Source organism: Serratia sp. BNK-23, assembly GCF_047456145.1.
Taxonomy (GTDB): domain Bacteria; phylum Pseudomonadota; class Gammaproteobacteria; order Enterobacterales; family Enterobacteriaceae; genus Serratia; species Serratia nematodiphila.
Genome location: NZ_CP179900.1, coordinates 3,965,924 through 3,982,235, shown reverse-complemented (window position 1 = coordinate 3,982,235; position 16,312 = coordinate 3,965,924). Strand labels below are relative to the sequence as shown.

General features: G+C 61.6%; 15 protein-coding genes. 13 read left to right on the top strand and 2 right to left on the bottom strand.

Features of this window, described 5'->3' with window-relative positions:
- Positions 1–150 precede the first annotated feature (150 nt).
- From ACMGF9_RS18925 to ppnP, 10 genes are all read left to right on the top strand, one after another.
- On the top strand, positions 151–2,838 hold the full coding sequence (locus tag ACMGF9_RS18925) for a TonB-dependent receptor (protein WP_088381280.1): 2,688 nt from the start codon (positions 151–153) through the stop codon (positions 2,836–2,838).
- A gap of 78 nt (positions 2,839–2,916) precedes the next feature.
- Positions 2,917–3,483, top strand: coding sequence for a heme acquisition protein HasA (locus ACMGF9_RS18920; RefSeq protein WP_004940479.1), 567 nt, complete (start codon positions 2,917–2,919; stop codon positions 3,481–3,483).
- Positions 3,484–3,555: 72 nt separating this feature from the next.
- A complete protein-coding gene (locus tag ACMGF9_RS18915; RefSeq protein WP_414160369.1) occupies positions 3,556–5,340 on the top strand; it encodes a type I secretion system permease/ATPase in 1,785 nt (594 codons plus the stop codon).
- Positions 5,337–6,668 carry an HlyD family type I secretion periplasmic adaptor subunit gene (locus tag ACMGF9_RS18910; RefSeq protein WP_004940475.1) on the top strand — a complete coding sequence of 444 codons (1,332 nt, stop codon included), beginning with the start codon at positions 5,337–5,339 and terminating at the stop codon, positions 6,666–6,668. The genes ACMGF9_RS18915 and ACMGF9_RS18910 overlap by 4 nt, the downstream gene beginning before the upstream one ends.
- Before the next feature lie 2 nt (positions 6,669–6,670).
- A complete protein-coding gene (locus tag ACMGF9_RS18905) occupies positions 6,671–7,462 on the top strand; it encodes an energy transducer TonB (RefSeq protein WP_242141907.1) in 792 nt (263 codons plus the stop codon).
- A gap of 253 nt (positions 7,463–7,715) precedes the next feature.
- Positions 7,716–8,489, top strand: coding sequence for an IclR family transcriptional regulator (locus ACMGF9_RS18900; protein ID WP_414160368.1), 774 nt, complete (start codon positions 7,716–7,718; stop codon positions 8,487–8,489).
- Positions 8,490–8,708: 219 nt separating this feature from the next.
- Positions 8,709–10,265, top strand: a complete 1,557-nt coding sequence (locus tag ACMGF9_RS18895) for an OPT/YSL family transporter (RefSeq protein ID WP_044031846.1) — start codon at positions 8,709–8,711, stop codon at positions 10,263–10,265.
- 34 nt (positions 10,266–10,299) lie between these two features.
- Positions 10,300–11,229 carry a DUF1177 domain-containing protein gene (locus tag ACMGF9_RS18890; protein WP_076740513.1) on the top strand — a complete coding sequence of 310 codons (930 nt, stop codon included), beginning with the start codon at positions 10,300–10,302 and terminating at the stop codon, positions 11,227–11,229.
- Positions 11,230–11,233: 4 nt separating this feature from the next.
- Positions 11,234–11,911 (top strand): AroM family protein, encoded by a 678-nt coding sequence (locus tag ACMGF9_RS18885; protein WP_004940465.1) that lies wholly within the window; start codon positions 11,234–11,236, stop codon positions 11,909–11,911.
- Between the two features lie 211 nt (positions 11,912–12,122).
- On the top strand, positions 12,123–12,413 hold the full coding sequence (gene ppnP / locus ACMGF9_RS18880) for a pyrimidine/purine nucleoside phosphorylase (RefSeq protein ID WP_004940463.1): 291 nt from the start codon (positions 12,123–12,125) through the stop codon (positions 12,411–12,413).
- 65 nt (positions 12,414–12,478) lie between these two features.
- On the opposite strand, the gene rdgC is transcribed toward ppnP, so the two are convergent.
- Positions 12,479–13,390 carry a recombination-associated protein RdgC gene (gene rdgC, locus ACMGF9_RS18875; protein WP_004940461.1) on the bottom strand — a complete coding sequence of 304 codons (912 nt, stop codon included), beginning with the start codon at positions 13,388–13,390 and terminating at the stop codon, positions 12,479–12,481.
- A gap of 217 nt (positions 13,391–13,607) precedes the next feature.
- Here rdgC and mak point away from each other — a divergent pair, with 217 nt between their 5' ends.
- The 3 genes from mak to ACMGF9_RS18860 all read left to right on the top strand — a co-directional run bounded on the left by mak (position 13,608) and on the right by ACMGF9_RS18860 (position 15,241).
- Positions 13,608–14,522 carry a fructokinase gene (mak, locus tag ACMGF9_RS18870; RefSeq protein ID WP_031300025.1) on the top strand — a complete coding sequence of 305 codons (915 nt, stop codon included), beginning with the start codon at positions 13,608–13,610 and terminating at the stop codon, positions 14,520–14,522.
- Between the two features lie 102 nt (positions 14,523–14,624).
- Complete coding sequence (locus tag ACMGF9_RS18865; protein ID WP_004940455.1) at positions 14,625–14,858, top strand: type II toxin-antitoxin system Phd/YefM family antitoxin; 234 nt, start codon at positions 14,625–14,627, stop codon at positions 14,856–14,858.
- Positions 14,855–15,241, top strand: a complete 387-nt coding sequence (locus ACMGF9_RS18860; protein ID WP_015376820.1) for a type II toxin-antitoxin system VapC family toxin — start codon at positions 14,855–14,857, stop codon at positions 15,239–15,241. The genes ACMGF9_RS18865 and ACMGF9_RS18860 overlap by 4 nt, the downstream gene beginning before the upstream one ends.
- Here ACMGF9_RS18860 and licT read toward each other — a convergent pair.
- The gene (gene licT / locus ACMGF9_RS18855; protein ID WP_015376821.1) at positions 15,238–16,086 is read right to left on the bottom strand and encodes a BglG family transcription antiterminator LicT; all 849 of its coding nucleotides are present in this window, start codon (positions 16,084–16,086) and stop codon (positions 15,238–15,240) included. The genes ACMGF9_RS18860 and licT overlap by 4 nt on opposite strands.
- Between the last annotated feature and the right edge of the window lie 226 nt (positions 16,087–16,312).

Here is a 16,312-nt window from a genome sequence, read left to right as displayed (position 1 = left end):
CAGGCGGGCCGGGATGCCTGTTTCGCCGCTATTTTCACTTTCTGTAAAAAATCTTTACGGGTTTTTGCCTCCCGGAACGTCCTTATGTTTAAACGAGATTGATTTCCATTATCATTTGGTTTGACATTCTTTCGGGTGGAACACACACGCATGCTTATTCACAAGGGAACCACGCCGGCCGGCCGCTTGGCCACGGCGGTACGCGCCGCGCTGGCGGCGATGATGTTGACTCAGCCGGCTGTGGCGCTCGCCGTCCAGGCTGAGGCGAACGGTGCGCAGGCCGCACAGCAAAAGCATTTCAACATTGCGGCGCAGCCGCTGCAGAGCGCCATGTTGCGCTTCGCCGAGCAGGCCGGCATGCAGGTGTTTTTCGACGAGGTGAAGCTCGACGGCATGCAGGCGGCGGTGCTGAACGGCAGCATGAGCGTTGAACAGGGCCTGAGGCGCTTGATCGGCGGCAATCCGGTGGCTTTCCGCCTGCAGCCGCAGGGGCAGATCGTATTGAGCCGGCTGCCGACGGCTAACGTAGAGGGCGGCGCGCTGGCGCTGGACAGCCTGACGGTGCTGGGCGCCGGCGGCATCAACGCCAACGATTGGGTTTACGACGAACCGCGCTCGGTCAGCGTCATTAGCCGCGAACAGATGGACAACCGCCCGGCGCGGCACGCGGCCGATATTCTGGAACAGACCACGGGGGCCTATTCCAGCGTCAGCCAGCAAGATCCGGCGCTGTCGGTCAACATCCGCGGCATACAAGACTATGGCCGGGTGAACATGAATATCGACGGCATGCGGCAGAATTTTCAAAAGAGCGGCCATGGCCAGCGTAACGGCACCATGTATATCGATTCCGAGCTGCTGTCCGGCGTAACCATCGACAAGGGTACCAGCGGCGGTATGGGCAGCGCCGGCACGCTCGGCGGCATCGCCACCTTCAATACCGTCAGCGCGAGCGATTTCCTGGCGCCGGGCAAAGAGCTGGGCGGCAAGCTGCACGCCAGCACCGGCGATAACGGCACCCACTTCATCGGCAGCGGCATACTGGCATTGGGCAACGAAACCGGCGATATCCTGCTGGCCGCCAGCGAACGCCACCTCGGCGACTATTGGCCCGGCAATAAGGGCGACATCGGCAACATTCGCATCAATAACGACACCGGCAATTACGATCGCTACGCCGAGAGCATCAAGAACAACAAAATCCCCGACACCCATTACCGCATGCACTCGCGGCTGGCCAAGGTGGGCTGGAACCTGCCCGCCAACCAGCGCCTGCAGCTGAGTTATCTGCAGACCCAGACCGCATCGCCGATCGCCGGCACCTTGACTAACCTGGGCACTCGCCCGCCCTACGAACTGGGCTGGAAGCGCACCGGCTACACCGACGTGATGGCGCGCAACGCGGCGTTCGACTACAGCCTGGCGCCGGAAGACGTCGACTGGCTCGATTTTCAGGCCAAGCTGTATTACGTCGATACTCAGGATGACAGCGACACCTACAGCACCAGTTCGCTGCTGGACAACGGCTACGCGACGCGCACCCGTCTGCGTACCTATGGCGCACAGGCGCAAAACACCTCGCGCTTCAGCCTGGCGCCGGGGCATGACTTCCGCGCCAATTACGGGCTGGAGTTCTATTACGACAAAGCCACCAGCGACTCTTCCCGCCAAGGCATGGATGGGGTGACGCCGGCCGGCAACCGTTCGGTAGCCAGCCTGTTCGCCAATCTGACCTATGACTACGACGGCTGGCTGACGTTGGAAGGCGGGCTGCGTTACGACCGCTATCGCCTGCGCGGCCAGACCGGTCTGAGCTACGCCGACTTCCCGTATACGGCGGAGAATCCCTGCAAACAGCTGCGGCTGCGCAACTGCCTGGCGACGACCACGCAGCAGGAGTGGAACGTCGATCGCGATCAGGGCAAGCTGTCGCCGACGCTGGCGCTGGCGGTGCGCCCCGGCGTGGAGTGGCTGGAGCTGTATACCACCTACGGCAAATCCTGGCGGCCGCCGGCGATCACTGAAACGCTGACCAACGGCAGCGCGCACAGCACCTCTACGCAATATCCCAACCCGTTCCTGCAGGCCGAGCGCTCGCGCGCCTGGGAAGTGGGGTTCAACGTACAGCAGCCTGACCTGTGGTTTGAGGGCGATCGGTTGGTGGCCAAGGTGGCCTATTTCGACACCAAAGTGGATAACTACATCAACCTGGCGATTAACCGGGACAAGCCGGGGCTGGTGCAGCCGAGCATCGGCAACGCCGCCTACGTCAACAATCTGTCGAAAACCCGTTTCCGCGGGCTGGAGTACCAGCTCAACTATGACGCCGGGGTGTTCTACGCCGACCTGACCTACACCCACATGATCGGTAAAAACGAGTTTTGCTCCAGGAACGCCTGGCTGGGCAATCGCCTGCGTTACGGCGCCAACTCCCGGCCGGGCAATTTCTACGCGGAGCAGGATCCGACGGCGAATGACGCCGTGTCCTGCGACGGCGGCTCGCAGTTCGGCACCGCCGCTTACCTGCCGGGCGATCGCGGTTCGGTGACGCTGGGCGGCCGCGCTTTCGATCGCAAGCTGGACGCCGGGGTGACCGTGCGCTTCGCGCCGGGCTATCAGGACAGCTCGGTGCCGTCCAACTACCCGTATCTGGCCGACTGGCCGAAATACACCCTGTTCGATCTGTACGCCAGCTACAAACTGACCGACAGCCTGACGCTGCGCGGCTCGGTGGAGAACCTGACCAACCGCGCCTACGTCGTCAGCTACGGCGAGACGCTGGCCAATACCCTGGGGCGCGGCCGCAGCGTGCAGGGCGGGGTGGAGTACCGTTTTTAAGCAGTAAAAGGGCGTTGCTCATCGTTGAGCACAGAGGTCGCCTCGCAAGGGGCGCCGTTCATCAATGGAGATAGAGAAATGGCATTTTCAGTCAATTATGACAGCAGTTTCGGCAGCTACAGCATCCATAACTATCTGAACGAGTGGGCGTCGTCGTTTGGCGATATCAACCACACCAACGGTAATGTCACCGACTCCAACAGCGGCGGTTTCTACGGCGGCAGCCTGTCCGGCAGCCAATATGCCGTGACCAGCACCGCCAACAACATCACCTCGTTCGTGGCGGGCGGCAACCTGACCTACACCCTGTTCAACGCACCGGCGCACACCCTGTACGGTCAACTGGACTCCCTGTCGTTCGGCGACGGCCTGAACGGCGGCGGCTCTACACCGTACAACATCCAGGTTCCTGACGTCAGCTTCGGCGGCCTGAATCTCAGCAGCCTGCAGGCGCAGGGCCACGATGGCGTGGTACACCAGGTGGTGTACGGCCTGATGTCCGGCGATACCGGCGCGCTGGAAACCGCGCTGAACGGCATCCTCGACGACTACGGTCTGAGCGTCAACTCCACCTTCGATCAGGTGGCGGCGGCGACGGCGGTGGGCGTGCAGCACGCCGACAGCCCGGAATTGCTGGCGGCCTGATCGCGGCCGTTTGCCCGCCGGCGCCGCGTGCCCCGGCGGGCGTTTTCTCGTTTTTAGCCGATGGAAAACGCCATGAAAAACGCCGTCAGGCGCGGAGAAGTGATGAGCGTGCTGGCCGCATACCGGCGCGGATTTTGGGGCATTGCGCTGTTTACCGCAGTGATCAACCTGCTGATGCTGGCCCCGGCGCTGTATATGCTGCAGGTCTACGATCGCGTGTTGCCGTCGGGCAACCGCATGACGCTGGCGATGCTGACCCTGATGGTGGTCGGCCTTTACCTGTTTATGGGCCTGCTGGAGTGGGTGCGCAGCCAGGTGGTGATCCGCCTTGGCGCCCAGATGGATATGCGCCTCAATCAGCGAGTCTATGACGCCGCCTTCGAAACCAATTTGAAAACCGGCAACCCGCTGGCGGGGCAGGCGCTGAACGATCTGACCAACCTGCGCCAGTTCGCCACCGGCAATGCGCTGTTCGCCTTTTTCGATGCCCCCTGGTTCCCGGTTTATCTGCTGGTGGTTTTTCTGCTCCATCCCTGGCTTGGCGCGTTGGCCAGCGCCGGGGTGATCGTGCTGGTGCTGCTGGCCTGGCTCAACCAGCGGGTGTCGCAGGCGCCGCTGGCGGAGGCCGGCCGCGTCGCGCTGAGCGCCACGCAGCAGGCCAACGGCAACCTGCGCAATGCCGAAGCCATCGCCGCCATGGGCATGTTGACCGACTTGCGCCTGCGCTGGCTGCGGCAGCATCAGCAGTTCCTGCTGCTGCAGAACCGCGCCAGCGAGAAAATCGCCGCGGTCACTGCCTGGTCGAAAACCGTGCGGCTGGCGCTGCAGTCGCTGATGTTGGGCTGCGGCGCGCTGCTGGCGGTCAACGGCGACATTACGCCGGGCATGATGATCGCCGGATCGATCCTGATCGGCAGGGTGCTGGGGCCGATCGATCAGCTGATCGGCGCCTGGAAGCCGTGGTCATCGGCGCGCCAGTCCCTGCAGCGGCTGGAGGTGATGCTGGCCGCTAACCCGCCACGAATACCGAGTCTGCCGCTGCCGGCGCCCGGCGGTACATTGGCCGTGAATCAGCTGACCGCCAGTGCGCCAGGCGGCACGGCGCCGGTGTTGCACGGCGTCAGTTTTCGTCTGGAGGCCGGCGAGGTGCTGGGCGTGATTGGCGCGTCCGGCTCCGGCAAAACCCTGCTGATGCGCCAACTGGTTGGCGCGCTGACGCCGCTCAGCGGCGACGTGCGGCTGGACGGTGCAGACATTCAGCAGTGGGACAAGCAACAACTCGGGCCGCATATCGGTTACTTGCCGCAGGATATCCAGCTGTTCGCCGGCACCCTGACGGACAACATCGCTCGCTTTGGGCAGGTCGACGCCGAGAAGGTGGTGGCCGCGGCGGCGCTGGCCGGCGTGCATCAGCTGATCCTGCATTTACCGAAAGGCTATGAGACCGAGCTGGGTGAAGGCGGCAGCGGCCTGTCCGGCGGCCAACGTCAGCGGGTGGCGCTGGCGCGCGCGCTGTATGGATCTCCGGCGCTGGTGGTGCTGGACGAACCGAACGCCAACCTCGATCGCGAAGGGGAAGGGGCGCTGCAGCGGGCGATCGAAGCGCTGAAGGCGCGTGGCACCACCATCGTGTTGGTGACCCACAAACCGGCGATCCTGGCGGCCACCGACAAATTGCTGGTGCTGAGCGCCGGCCAGATACAGCACTTCGGCCCCAGCGACGCCATCCTGAAAAAACTGCCTGGTTTTGCGCCCGCCGCTGCCGCCGCACCGGCCAATGCCGGGCGCAGCAACGGCGGCTTCAACGTCAATTACGCCAACTTCGCCAAAACGGCCAGCGGTGAACGAAAAGTATGAGCAATCAGAGTGTGATCCCCGGCGATATCGACGCCCTTTCCCGGCAGTTCGACGAAGGCCGTTATCTGCGGCTGGGAGGCTGGCTGGTGCTGTTGGGGTTTGGCGGTTTCCTGCTGTGGGGGCTGTTGGCGCCGCTGGACAAAGGCGTGCCGGTTTCCGGCAGCGTGGTGGTGGCCGGCAACCGCAAGGCGGTGCAGCACCCGAGCGGCGGGGTGGTGTCGCAGATTCAGGTGCATGAGGGCGACCGGGTCCGCGCCGGGCAGGTGCTGTTGTTGATGGATACCGTCGACAGCCGCACCCAGCGCGATGCGCTGCGCAGCCAGCAGTTGAGCAATGCCGCGCAGCAGGCGCGGCTGCAAGCCGAGCGCGACGGTCTGCAAGCGATCGCTTTCCCGCCATCGCTGCAAACGCGGCGAGAAGAGCCGGAGGTGATGTCGCTGATGCTGCTGCAGCAACAGCTGTTCACCAGCCGCCGTGCGGCGCTGCAGAGCGAGCTGGCGGCGATCGCGGAAAGCATCGCCGGATCGCAGGCGATGTTGGAAGGGGTTCGGCAGTCTTACGCCAGCAAGCAACGGCAAAAGGCCATGCTGCAGGAGCAACTGGGCGGCATGCGCAAGCTGGCGGCGCAAGGGTATGTGGCGCGCAATCGGCTGCTGGATCTGGAGGGGCAGCATGCGCAGATCGACGGCCAGGCATCCGAGGACAGCGGCAATATCGGCCGTCTGGGGCGCCAGATCCTGGAGCTGAAACTGCGGGCGATCCAGCGGCGGGAGGAGTATCAAAAAGAGGTCAGCAGCCAATTGGCCGAGGTACGGATGAAGCTGGACGAGCTGGATAACCGCCTGGCCAAGGCGGAGGCCGATCTGGGGCATACGCAGGTGAAAGCGCCGGTGGCGGGCACCGTGGTGGGGTTGAGCGTGTTCACCGAAGGCGGCGTGATTGGCGCCGGTCAGCAACTGATGGAGATCGTGCCCAGCGATCGCGGGCTGCAGGTAGAAGCGCGCATCCCGGTCGAGTTGATCGATAAAGTGCAGGTGGGGTTGCCGGTCGAATTGTTGTTCTCGGCGTTCAACCAAAGCACCACGCCGCGCGTCGAGGGCGAAGTGACGCTGGTCGGGGCCGATCGCCTGACCGACGAGAAAAGCGGCGCGCCTTATTACAGCGTGCGCGCCAAGGTCAGCGAAGAAGGATTGCAACGCTTGAGCGGGTTGGAGATCCGCCCAGGGATGCCGGTCGAAGGCTTCATCCGCACCGGTGAGCGTTCGATGATGAACTATCTGTTCAAACCGCTGACCGATCGCCTCCATTTGGCGCTGACGGAAGAGTGAGCATGTCGGTTTCGCCGCTGCCTTTCGCCGCACCCGGCACCGCCATGCCCTGGCGCCGTTGTCTGGTGTTGGTGCTGGCGCTGCATCTGCTGGTTGCCGCGCTGCTTTGGCCTTGGCGAGACAAGGCCGAGCCGCCGTGGGTGCCGCCGCCGGCGGTGATGGTGCTGATGGCCGCCGCGCCGCAGGCCCCGGCCGAGGCGAAACAACCGCCGGGACAAAGGACGCCGCCGCCTCAGGTTGAACCGCCGGCGCCACTGGAGCCGTTGCCGCTAGTGAAAGCGCCTGACGCCGCGCAGCCGAACATCGCCGTGCCGCCGAAACAGAAAAAACCGCCTAAGCCGATGAAGAAAAACAACCTGCCCCGCACGCCGCCGCACGAGAGAATCATCGCGCCGCCGAAGGTTCAGGAACAAAGCGCCGGCGCGCCGCCGCCGGGTCGCGCGGATAAAACGGCCGCGCCGCAAACTCGCCTGACGCCCTATGCTCAGGCGGGGGAGGACAACTGGCGCAGCCGCATCAGCGGCCGCCTGAATCGCTTTAAGCGTTACCCCAAAGACGCACTGCGGCTGAAGCGCCAGGGCGTCGGGCAGGTGCGTTTCACGTTGGACAGACAGGGCCACGTGCTGGCGGTGACGCTGGTCAGCAGCGCCGGGCTGCCGTCGCTGGATCGTGAAATCCAGGCGCTGGTCAAACGCGCTTCGCCGCTGCCCACGCCGCCGTCGGACGCCTACGTCAACGGCACGGTGGAATTGACGCTGCCGATCGATTTCAGTTTGCGCGGCGCGGGTTTTTGAGTCGCGACGAGATATCCCCCGAACAAAACCATTTTTCAGCAGCTTGTCCTGCTATTTATTATTTTCAAAGCGTATCGTTATTTTAATCAACGTGACGAAGTTGGCGTTCTGCGCGATATTTTAATTTAAAAAGCACGAATGCCTTTTATTTTTCTGCTGATAAAAAATAAACAGCTTGACGCTGTGGAGTTCGGGTTTTAGTTTTTAATTATAAAACAGGAACTGAGTTCCATATAGTGGAAAAAGGTGGATCATGACAACGCTGGAAAATGCCGCTGCGGTATTAAAACTCTTTACTCAACAACGCGTGATGCATGGTCAGCCGGGTATAGCATTCAGCGACGTGGTGGATCAATTGGCGCTGCCAAAAAGCACGGTGTCGCGCCTGCTGCAGACCATGGAAAATCAGGGCATGCTGGAGCGCGATCCCGATAGCCGGCGTTACCGCATCGGTGCGCTGTTGCTGGCGGTATCCAGCCACTATCTGTCGATGCCGCTGGTGGACAGCCTGGCGACCAGTATGGCGCAGCTGTGTCGCCAGACGGCGTGTACCGGCTACCTTTCGGTATTGGAGGGGCAGGATATCATGGTGATGCGCATGTTTCCCGGCCGCCACTTTTTGCAGGTGGTCACTCCGGCGGGTTACCGTTCACCGGCGGCGGAAACCTCGGTCGGCCGGGCGATACTGGCGCGTGAAAGCGACGAGCAGGTTCGAGCGCGTTATGCCGGCGGTTACCGGGCGGCTTCGCCCAATGCGCCGCAAACGCTGGATGCGCTGTTGCAGAAGTTGCAGCAGGTGAGGCACCAGGGATGGTCGTTGGCACGCAATGAAACCCTGAACAGCATCAGTTCGCTGGCGACCGCGCTGGTGAACAAGCACGGCAGCGAGACGGTGGGGCTGTGTCTGTCCTTCCCTTCGCAGGGTGAGGAACAGCCGTTCGTACCGGAAGTTCTGGCCGAATTAACCGCAGTCACCTGCCAACTGGCGGAAAAATATGGCGATGATTATTGGCAGCAGATCAAATAACGCGTCAGAGCTGTAGCATTCCATCATAATTAACGAGTGCCGACACCAGGGAACTCATTAGTTATATTCCACCGTATTTTATTGTTAAGAAATAGGCAGGCTGAATAAGAAAATAATCACGTTATGACGCCAACAGTTCCAAATAATGGAACTGCTGCGGCGAGCTATCGCCTGGCGTTATTTCCGTCATGCGGCAGGGAATATTCAGGGAAACCAAGCATGAAATCAAATAATCCGCTAAAAGCGGCCGGCACGCTGTTGGTCATGGCGCTACTTTCGGTGATGGGGGCGATCATCGGCGTTCAACTGATCACCACGCTGGGCGTGACGCCCAACACTTCGATCATCGGCGCGCTGATCGCCATGCTGTTGGCGCGCATCCCGCTACAGATGTTCCAACGCTATCGTTCGGTGCATACCCAGAACCTGGCGCAAACGGTGATCTCCTCCGCCACTTTCGGTGCAGCCAACTGTCTGCTGATGCCGATTGCGGTGCCTTACGTGATGGGGCAACCGCAGCTTATTTTACCGATGTTCTGCGGCGTGGCGGCGGCGATGCTGCTCGACGCCTATCTGCTTTATCGTCTGTTCGATACCAAAGTGTTCCCCGCCGCCAATGCCTGGCCGCCGGGCGTCGCCGCCGCAGAGGCGATTAAAGCCGGCGATCGCGGCGGCAAGCAGGCCTGGCTCCTGGTGGTGGGCGTAGTGGTGGGCATCGCTGGATCAATGCTCAAGATCCCCATGGCGGCTTTCGGCACCGCCTTTATCGGCAATATCTGGGCGCTGAGCATGTTCGGCGTCGGGCTATTGCTGCGGGCCTACGCCGAGCCGGTGGCCGGATTCGATATTAACGCCCATTTTATTCCGCACGGCGTGATGGTTGGCGCTGGCCTGGTGGCGCTGATCCAGGTCGCGCAGGTGATCCGCAGCCGCCGCGCTGATAGCGCCGGTTATACCCAACCCGACAGCGCCGTAAGCAAAGCGCTCGGTCTGGGCGCGGTCGGCTATATCGTCATCGCCGCTTTTTTGGCCCTGGTCGGCGGGCTGTTTAGCGAGATGTCGCTGCCGATGTTGGCGCTGTTCGTGATTTACGCGGCGTTTGCCGCTTTCGTTCATGAGTTGATCGTCGGTATCGCTGCCATGCACTCCGGCTGGTTTCCCGCGTTCGCGGTGGCGTTGATCACCCTGATAGTCGGTATCCTGATCGGTTTCCCACCGCTGGCGCTATGCATCCTGACCGGTTTTACCGCCGCCACCGGGCCGGCCTTCGCCGACATGGGCTTTGATTTGAAAGCCGGCTTCATCCTGCGCGGCTACGGTGAGGATCTGCAGCAAGAGCTGCTGGGGCGTCGCATTCAGCTGTTTGCGGCGTTGATCGCTTTCATCATCGCCATTCCGGTGGTTTACCTCTCTTACCACAGCTATTTCCTGCAGGATCTGATCCCGCCGGTCGCGCGCGTTTACGCCAAAACCATCGAGGCCGGCGCGCAGCCGGGCATCGCCTGGAGTCTGTTGATCTGGGCGATCCCCGGCGCCTTGGTGCAGCTGGTCGGCGGCCCTAAACGCCAGCTCGGCGTGCTTCTGGCAACCGGCCTGCTGATCAACAACGCCTTGGCCGGGTGGGCGGTGCTGGTCGGCATCGCGCTGCGTGTGGCGATCCTGCGACGTTGGGGGGATCGTGGCCGCACGCCGATGGAGATTATGGCGGCCGGATTTATCGCCGGCGATGCGCTCTACAACTTCTTCAGCTCGATTTTTTCCAGCAAGGGCAAATAGCTCCTGCCGATGACATTGGTGAGGTAAAACGACCATGAGTTTGCAACAAACGCTGCAGGTTTTTGAATTGATTGATAGCGCATTCGTCAGCGGCCAAGACGTCGTCGACCTGTTTGCGTCTTACCCGGCGATCCGGGCCAGCACCTTGCGCGCCGAGGGGCCGAAGGGCGGCACCGATTTCGTGCGTATCGAGATCCCCGGCAGTGCAGGAAAATTCGGCGGTGGTGCGGCGCCGACGCTGGGCATTATCGGCCGCCTGGGCGGCATTGGCGCGCGGCCGACGCGAATCGGGCTGGTGTCCGACGGCGACGGCGCGATCGCCGCCATTGCCGCCGCGCTGAAGTTGGCGGAGATGCAGCGCAAGGGCGACATGCTGCCGGGCGATGTGATCGTCACCACCCATATTTGCCCGAACGCGCCGACCCGGCCGCACGATCCGGTTGATTTTATGGATTCACCGATCGATGACGTGACGATGAACGATAACGAAGTGGTGCCGGAGGCTGACGCCATCCTGTCGATCGACACCACCAAAGGCAACCGCATCATCAATCATAAAGGCTATGCGCTGTCGCCGACGGTGAAAGAGGGGTACATCCTGCGGGTGGCGGAAGATCTGCTGCGCATCATGGAGATGACCAGCGGCCGGCCGGCGGTGACTTTCCCGATCACCACGCAGGACATCACCCCTTACGGCAACGGTGTACATCACCTCAACAGCATCTTGCAGCCCTCGACCGCTACTGCAGCGCCGGTGGTCGGCGTGGCGATCTGCAGCGAATCAGTGGTGCCGGGCTGCGGTACCGGAGCCAGCCACGAAACGGACATCGCGTTGGCGGTCAAATTCGCGGTGGAAGTCGCCAAAGAATTCGGCCGCGGTACCTGCCGGTTCTATGATGCCACCGAATACGACCGGCTGCTGGCGCTGTACGGCAGTCTGAGCCACCTGCAAAAAAGGAGATAGACCCATGACGGCTTCATTCGCCACGCTGACCATCGGTCAGGCGCCGCGCAGCGATATCATGCCGCTGCTGTCTGCTTATCTGCCGGCGGAGCGAGTGAGGCACGTCGGTTTGCTGGACGGCCTGGATATCGGGCAGATCGCCGAGCGTTATGCACCGCAACAGGGCGACAAGCTGCTGGTGTCGCGTCTTTTGGACGGTACGCAGGTGACGCTCGGCGCCGCTCGCGTCGAAAGCGGGTTGCAGGAGAAGATCCGCGAACTGGAAGCGACGGGATGCGAGGTGATTCTGTTGCTATGCACCGGCGAATTCGGTCGATTGCAGGCGGAACGGGTGCTGTTGCTGGAACCGGATCGCATTATCCCGCCGTTGATCTCTGCGATCGTCGGCACACACCGTGTCGGCATCGTGGTGCCGGTGGCTGAACAGGTTGGGCAGCAGGCGCGCAAATGGCGGCAGCTGGCGGCGCCGCCGAGCTATGCCGTCGCCAGCCCCTATCTGGCGGATGACGCTGCGCTGGAGCAGGCGGCTTGCACCCTGCTGCGGCAGGGGGCGGAGGTGGTGGTGCTCGATTGTATCGGTTATCACCAGCGTCACCGCGCTTTTCTGCAGGCGCGTCTGTCGGTACCGGTGCTGCTGTCGAACGTACTGGTCGCCAAGCTGGCCGCAGAGTTAATCGACTGATTCAAATAGCCATAAATCTGCGCTCGACGCGACTACGGGCGTTTTGCGCCCGTGAGGCGCCCCGGGCTTCAGCAGCCCTGACTGTCGGCGAGAGGGCCTGTAGCGTTTTACTCTGCGCCGCGATCGCATTTCGCGCGAAAAACCAGTGACAGATCAACCGCAATCCCCCAATATGGATTTTCCATCAAGATGATTACGCGGGTGCCAGTCTATGCTGAAAGTGAATGAGTATTTTGCCGGAAAAGTGAAGTCTATCGGTTTTGACAGTAGCAGCATCGGTCTTACCAGCGTGGGTGTGATGGAAGAGGGCGAATACACCTTCTCCACCGCGCAGCCGGAAGAAATGACGGTGATCACCGGGGCGCTGAAAGTGCTGCTGCCGGGAGCGCCGGACTGGCAAGTGTTTACGCCGGGCGAGAAGTTCTTCGTGCCGGGGCACAGCGAGTTCAACCTGCAGGTGGCCGACGCCACCGCCTATCTGTGCCGCTACCTGAGCAAATAAACGTTGCTCGTTAGGGGAACGCAGGGCTCAGCGAAGGCTGGGCCCTGGTCGTTTCTGCGGCGGGATTAACGCTGGGCTTCGCCGCCGAGCGCTTCGATGGTGTTTTTGATCAACGCCGCCAGCTCGCTGGTCATCAGGATAAAGTCGGCGTCAAAGCGCTGGGCGAAGTCGTCGCGATCGATGTCGTCGTTCTGTTCGCGCAGCGTGTCGGCGAACTTCAGGCGCTTGAGCGAACCGTCGTCCGACAGCATCAGCTGGATGCGCTCCTGCCAATCCACCGCCAGCTTGGTCACCAGCTTGCCGGCTTCGATGTGCACCGCGATTTCGTCGCTGATCAGATTCTGCTTCTTGCAGCGGATCACGCCGCCTTCTTCCAGAATCGCTTTCAGTTCCGCTTCATCCTGAATGGCGAAGCCGGCCGGCATCTCACCGGAACGCACCCATTCGGTCAGCGTCAGTTCGATCGGGCTTTCCATGGTCAGCGGCACCACCGGCAGCGAGCCGAGGCTTTTACGCAGCAGCGCCAGCGTGTCTTCGGCGCGTTTAGCGCTGGCTGCGTCGACCATGATCAGATCGTTGACGGTGTCTATCCACATGAAGGTCTGGTTGAAGCGGCTGAACGCGCGCGGCAGCAGGCTGTGCAGCACTTCATCCTTCAGCGCGTCCTTCTCGGTTTTCTTCAGTTTGCGGTGTTGCTCCGCCTCCAGGCGCTCAATCTTGGCCTGCAGCTCTTGCTTGATCACCGGCGACGGCAGGATTTTCTCTTCCTTGCGCGCGCAGATGACGATCTGGCCGTTGACCGCGTGCGTCAGCGCATCGCTGTGCGAGCCCATCGGGGAGACCCAGCCGGTCTTCGCCATGTCCTGGCTGCCGCACGGCGTGAAGGCGAACGCGCTGAGTTGTTTTTCCATTTCATCCGCGTTTAACGCCACTTCGCGGCTCAAACGGTAAACCATCAAATTCTTAAACCACAGCATAATGTTATCCCTGGCTGGGCGTGCGTTCGGCACGCTGATTCGTCAAAAGCAGGGCGGCATGATAACGAATTGACGCTGAAAAATCGCCCCATTCTCTCCGAATTGCGTCGCTTTGCGCACCAGGGAAGGACGGGACGGAGAATGGGAAACAGGTGATTCATTCGCGCGCTTACATTAGGCTGTGACAACGCTGCGCGGCATCGAGGAGAAAAAATACGTGCGCATTGGCATCGACTTGGGTGGAACGAAAATTGAAGTGATCGCGTTGGCGAATGACGGGCGGGAGCTGTTTCGCCATCGCATCGCCACGCCGCGCCATGACTACCGGCAAACCCTGGCGGCGATCGCCGGGCTGGTGAAACTGGCGGAGGATCATACCGGCGAACGAGGATCGGTCGGGATCGGCATTCCCGGCACGCTGTCGCCGTTTACCGGGCGAGTAAAGAACGCCAACTCGGTGTGGCTCAACGGTCAGCCGCTGGATAAGGATCTGTCGGCCTTGCTGGCGCGCGAGGTGCGCATCGCCAACGACGCCAACTGCCTGGCGGTGTCGGAAGCCACCGATGGCGCCGGCGCCGGCGCGAAAACCGTGTTTGCGGTCATCATCGGCACCGGCTGCGGCGCCGGCGTGGCGCTGAACGGCCAGGCGCATGCCGGCGGCAACGGCATCGCCGGCGAATGGGGGCACAATCCGCTGCCGTGGCAGGATGACGATGAGCTGCGCTACGCCCGCGAAGTGCCGTGCTACTGCGGCAAGCCGGGCTGCATCGAAACCTTTATTTCTGGCACCGGTTTCGCCACCGACTATGCGCGCCTGAGCGGCAATGCGCTGCAAGGGCATGAGATCATGGCGCTGAGCGAGCGGGGCGATGCGTTGGCGGAGCAGGCGATTGGCCGCTACGAAATGCGATTGGCGAAATCGCTGGCGCACGTGATCAACATGCTGGATCCGGACGTGGTAGTGCTCGGCGGCGGCATGAGCAACGTGGATCGTCTGTATCGCACGGTGCCGCAACTGGTGAAAGGCTGGGTGTTCGGCGGCGAGTGTGAAACGCCGATCCGCAAGGCGGTTCACGGCGATTCCAGCGGCGTGCGCGGTGCGGCCTGGCTGTGGCCGCAACAGCAGCGCTAAGCGTTGCAACAAAGCGCGAGGCTGCTCGCGCTTTAAACCCTTCACTGTACAAAAACTGGACGGCGCTTTATGCTTTAGCTAACTTAGCTAAGGAGGACGCGTATGCCGATTCAGGCCAATATGCACGAAGCCAAATCCAATCTGAGCCAACTGGCGGACAGAGCCGCAGAGGGAGAAACCGTGATTATTGCAAAAGCAGGGAAGCCGTACGTACAGCTGGTCGCCATCAAGGGGGAAGCGCGCCGCCCTGGCGCCGCCAAGGGCAGGTTCACCGTGCCGGCGGATTTCAACGCCGGGGATGCGGCCATTGCGGCGCTGTTTGAGGGCGATGAATGAAGCGCCTGCTGCTGGATACCCACGCGTTGCTGTGGTGGCTGATCGATGACGCCTGCCTGGGCGCGAACGCCAAAAGGCAGATCGCCGATCCGGGCAATGCGGTGTACGTCAGCGCGGCCAGCATTTGGGAGATCTCGATTAAGCAGGCGCTGGGCAAGCTGGCGCTGCCGGAAGACATCTTTGCGATCATCGAGGCCGAAGATTTTCTGTCGCTGCCGATGGACGCCTTTCATTGCCAACAGGCCGGGCAGCTGCCGCCACACCATCAGGATCCTTTCGATCGCATGCTGATCGCGCAGGCGCAGGCCGAGGGGCTGACGCTGATTTCCGCCGACGCGGTGTTTCCGCAGTACGGCGTGCGGGTGGCGGACGCCCGCCGTTAAACCGGCTTTTCCTCGCTTTCGCTGCGCACCCGTTCGATATGAATGGTCAGGAACATCATCTCTTCCGTGGTGAGCTGGTGCTGATAGTGCTTTTCGATGTGGCGGTTGATCTTACCTGCGCAGGCGAATGACTCGCGGTACTTCTCTTTCACCACCTGATACAGCGAGTCGTCGTCGCTGTCGACGTAGTTTTTCCCCAGCAGCCGTTGGGCGAAGAATTTCAAGTGGGTGACGAACCGGTGGTAGCTCAGGGATTCCTCGTTGTAATCAAAGCGGAAATGGTATTTGACCAGGTTGAGGATCTCTTGCATCACGCGGGTAATGTGCAGCGTGTTGTGCATCTCGTCGTTAAGCTGGGCGTTGACCAGGTGCAGGGCAATAAATCCGGCTTCGTCTTCCGGCAGCGCGGTATCCAGCCGCTGGGCGATCAGAGCCAGCGCCTCCAGCCCGACGGCGAATTCGGCCGGGTAGAGTTTTTTAATCTCCCACAGCAGCGCATTTTTGATATCCAGCCCTTGCGCATGGCGCTGCAGGGCGAAGTGGATGTGATCGGTCAGCGTGATGTAGACGATGTTATGCAGCTTGCCCGGCAGGCGTTCGCGGGCGAGAGTAATAATCCTGTCGGCAGTGGTGACGCAGGCCAATGGGATCTCGGCGAGCAGCTCTTTATAGCGCTCGGCGATTTCACCGCCGTTATGGGTGAACACCTTTTCGATCAGGCTTTCGTCCAGCGTATCGCCGGGCTTCTTTTTAAAGCCGATTCCTTTTCCCATCACCACCGTCTCTGCCTGACGGTCGTCCAGCGTAATCACCACGTTATTATTGAGTATCTTAGCGATTTTCATGGTTTTTCCCGGTGTTTCAGCATCCTGAAAACGAAAAAACCTGACGCCCGGAAGCGATCCCGGGCGTCAGGTTTTGCCTGTATTTTATGTTTCTGTCCTGCGGCCTGAGCGGCGGAGGGGATACAGTAACAATCCTGTTATGCTGGCATAATAACCCGTGCCCGCCGCGGCTCAACGCTTTTCACCGCGGAGTGCCGCCGCGGTCACACTTCTGCGCCGCAAGCCG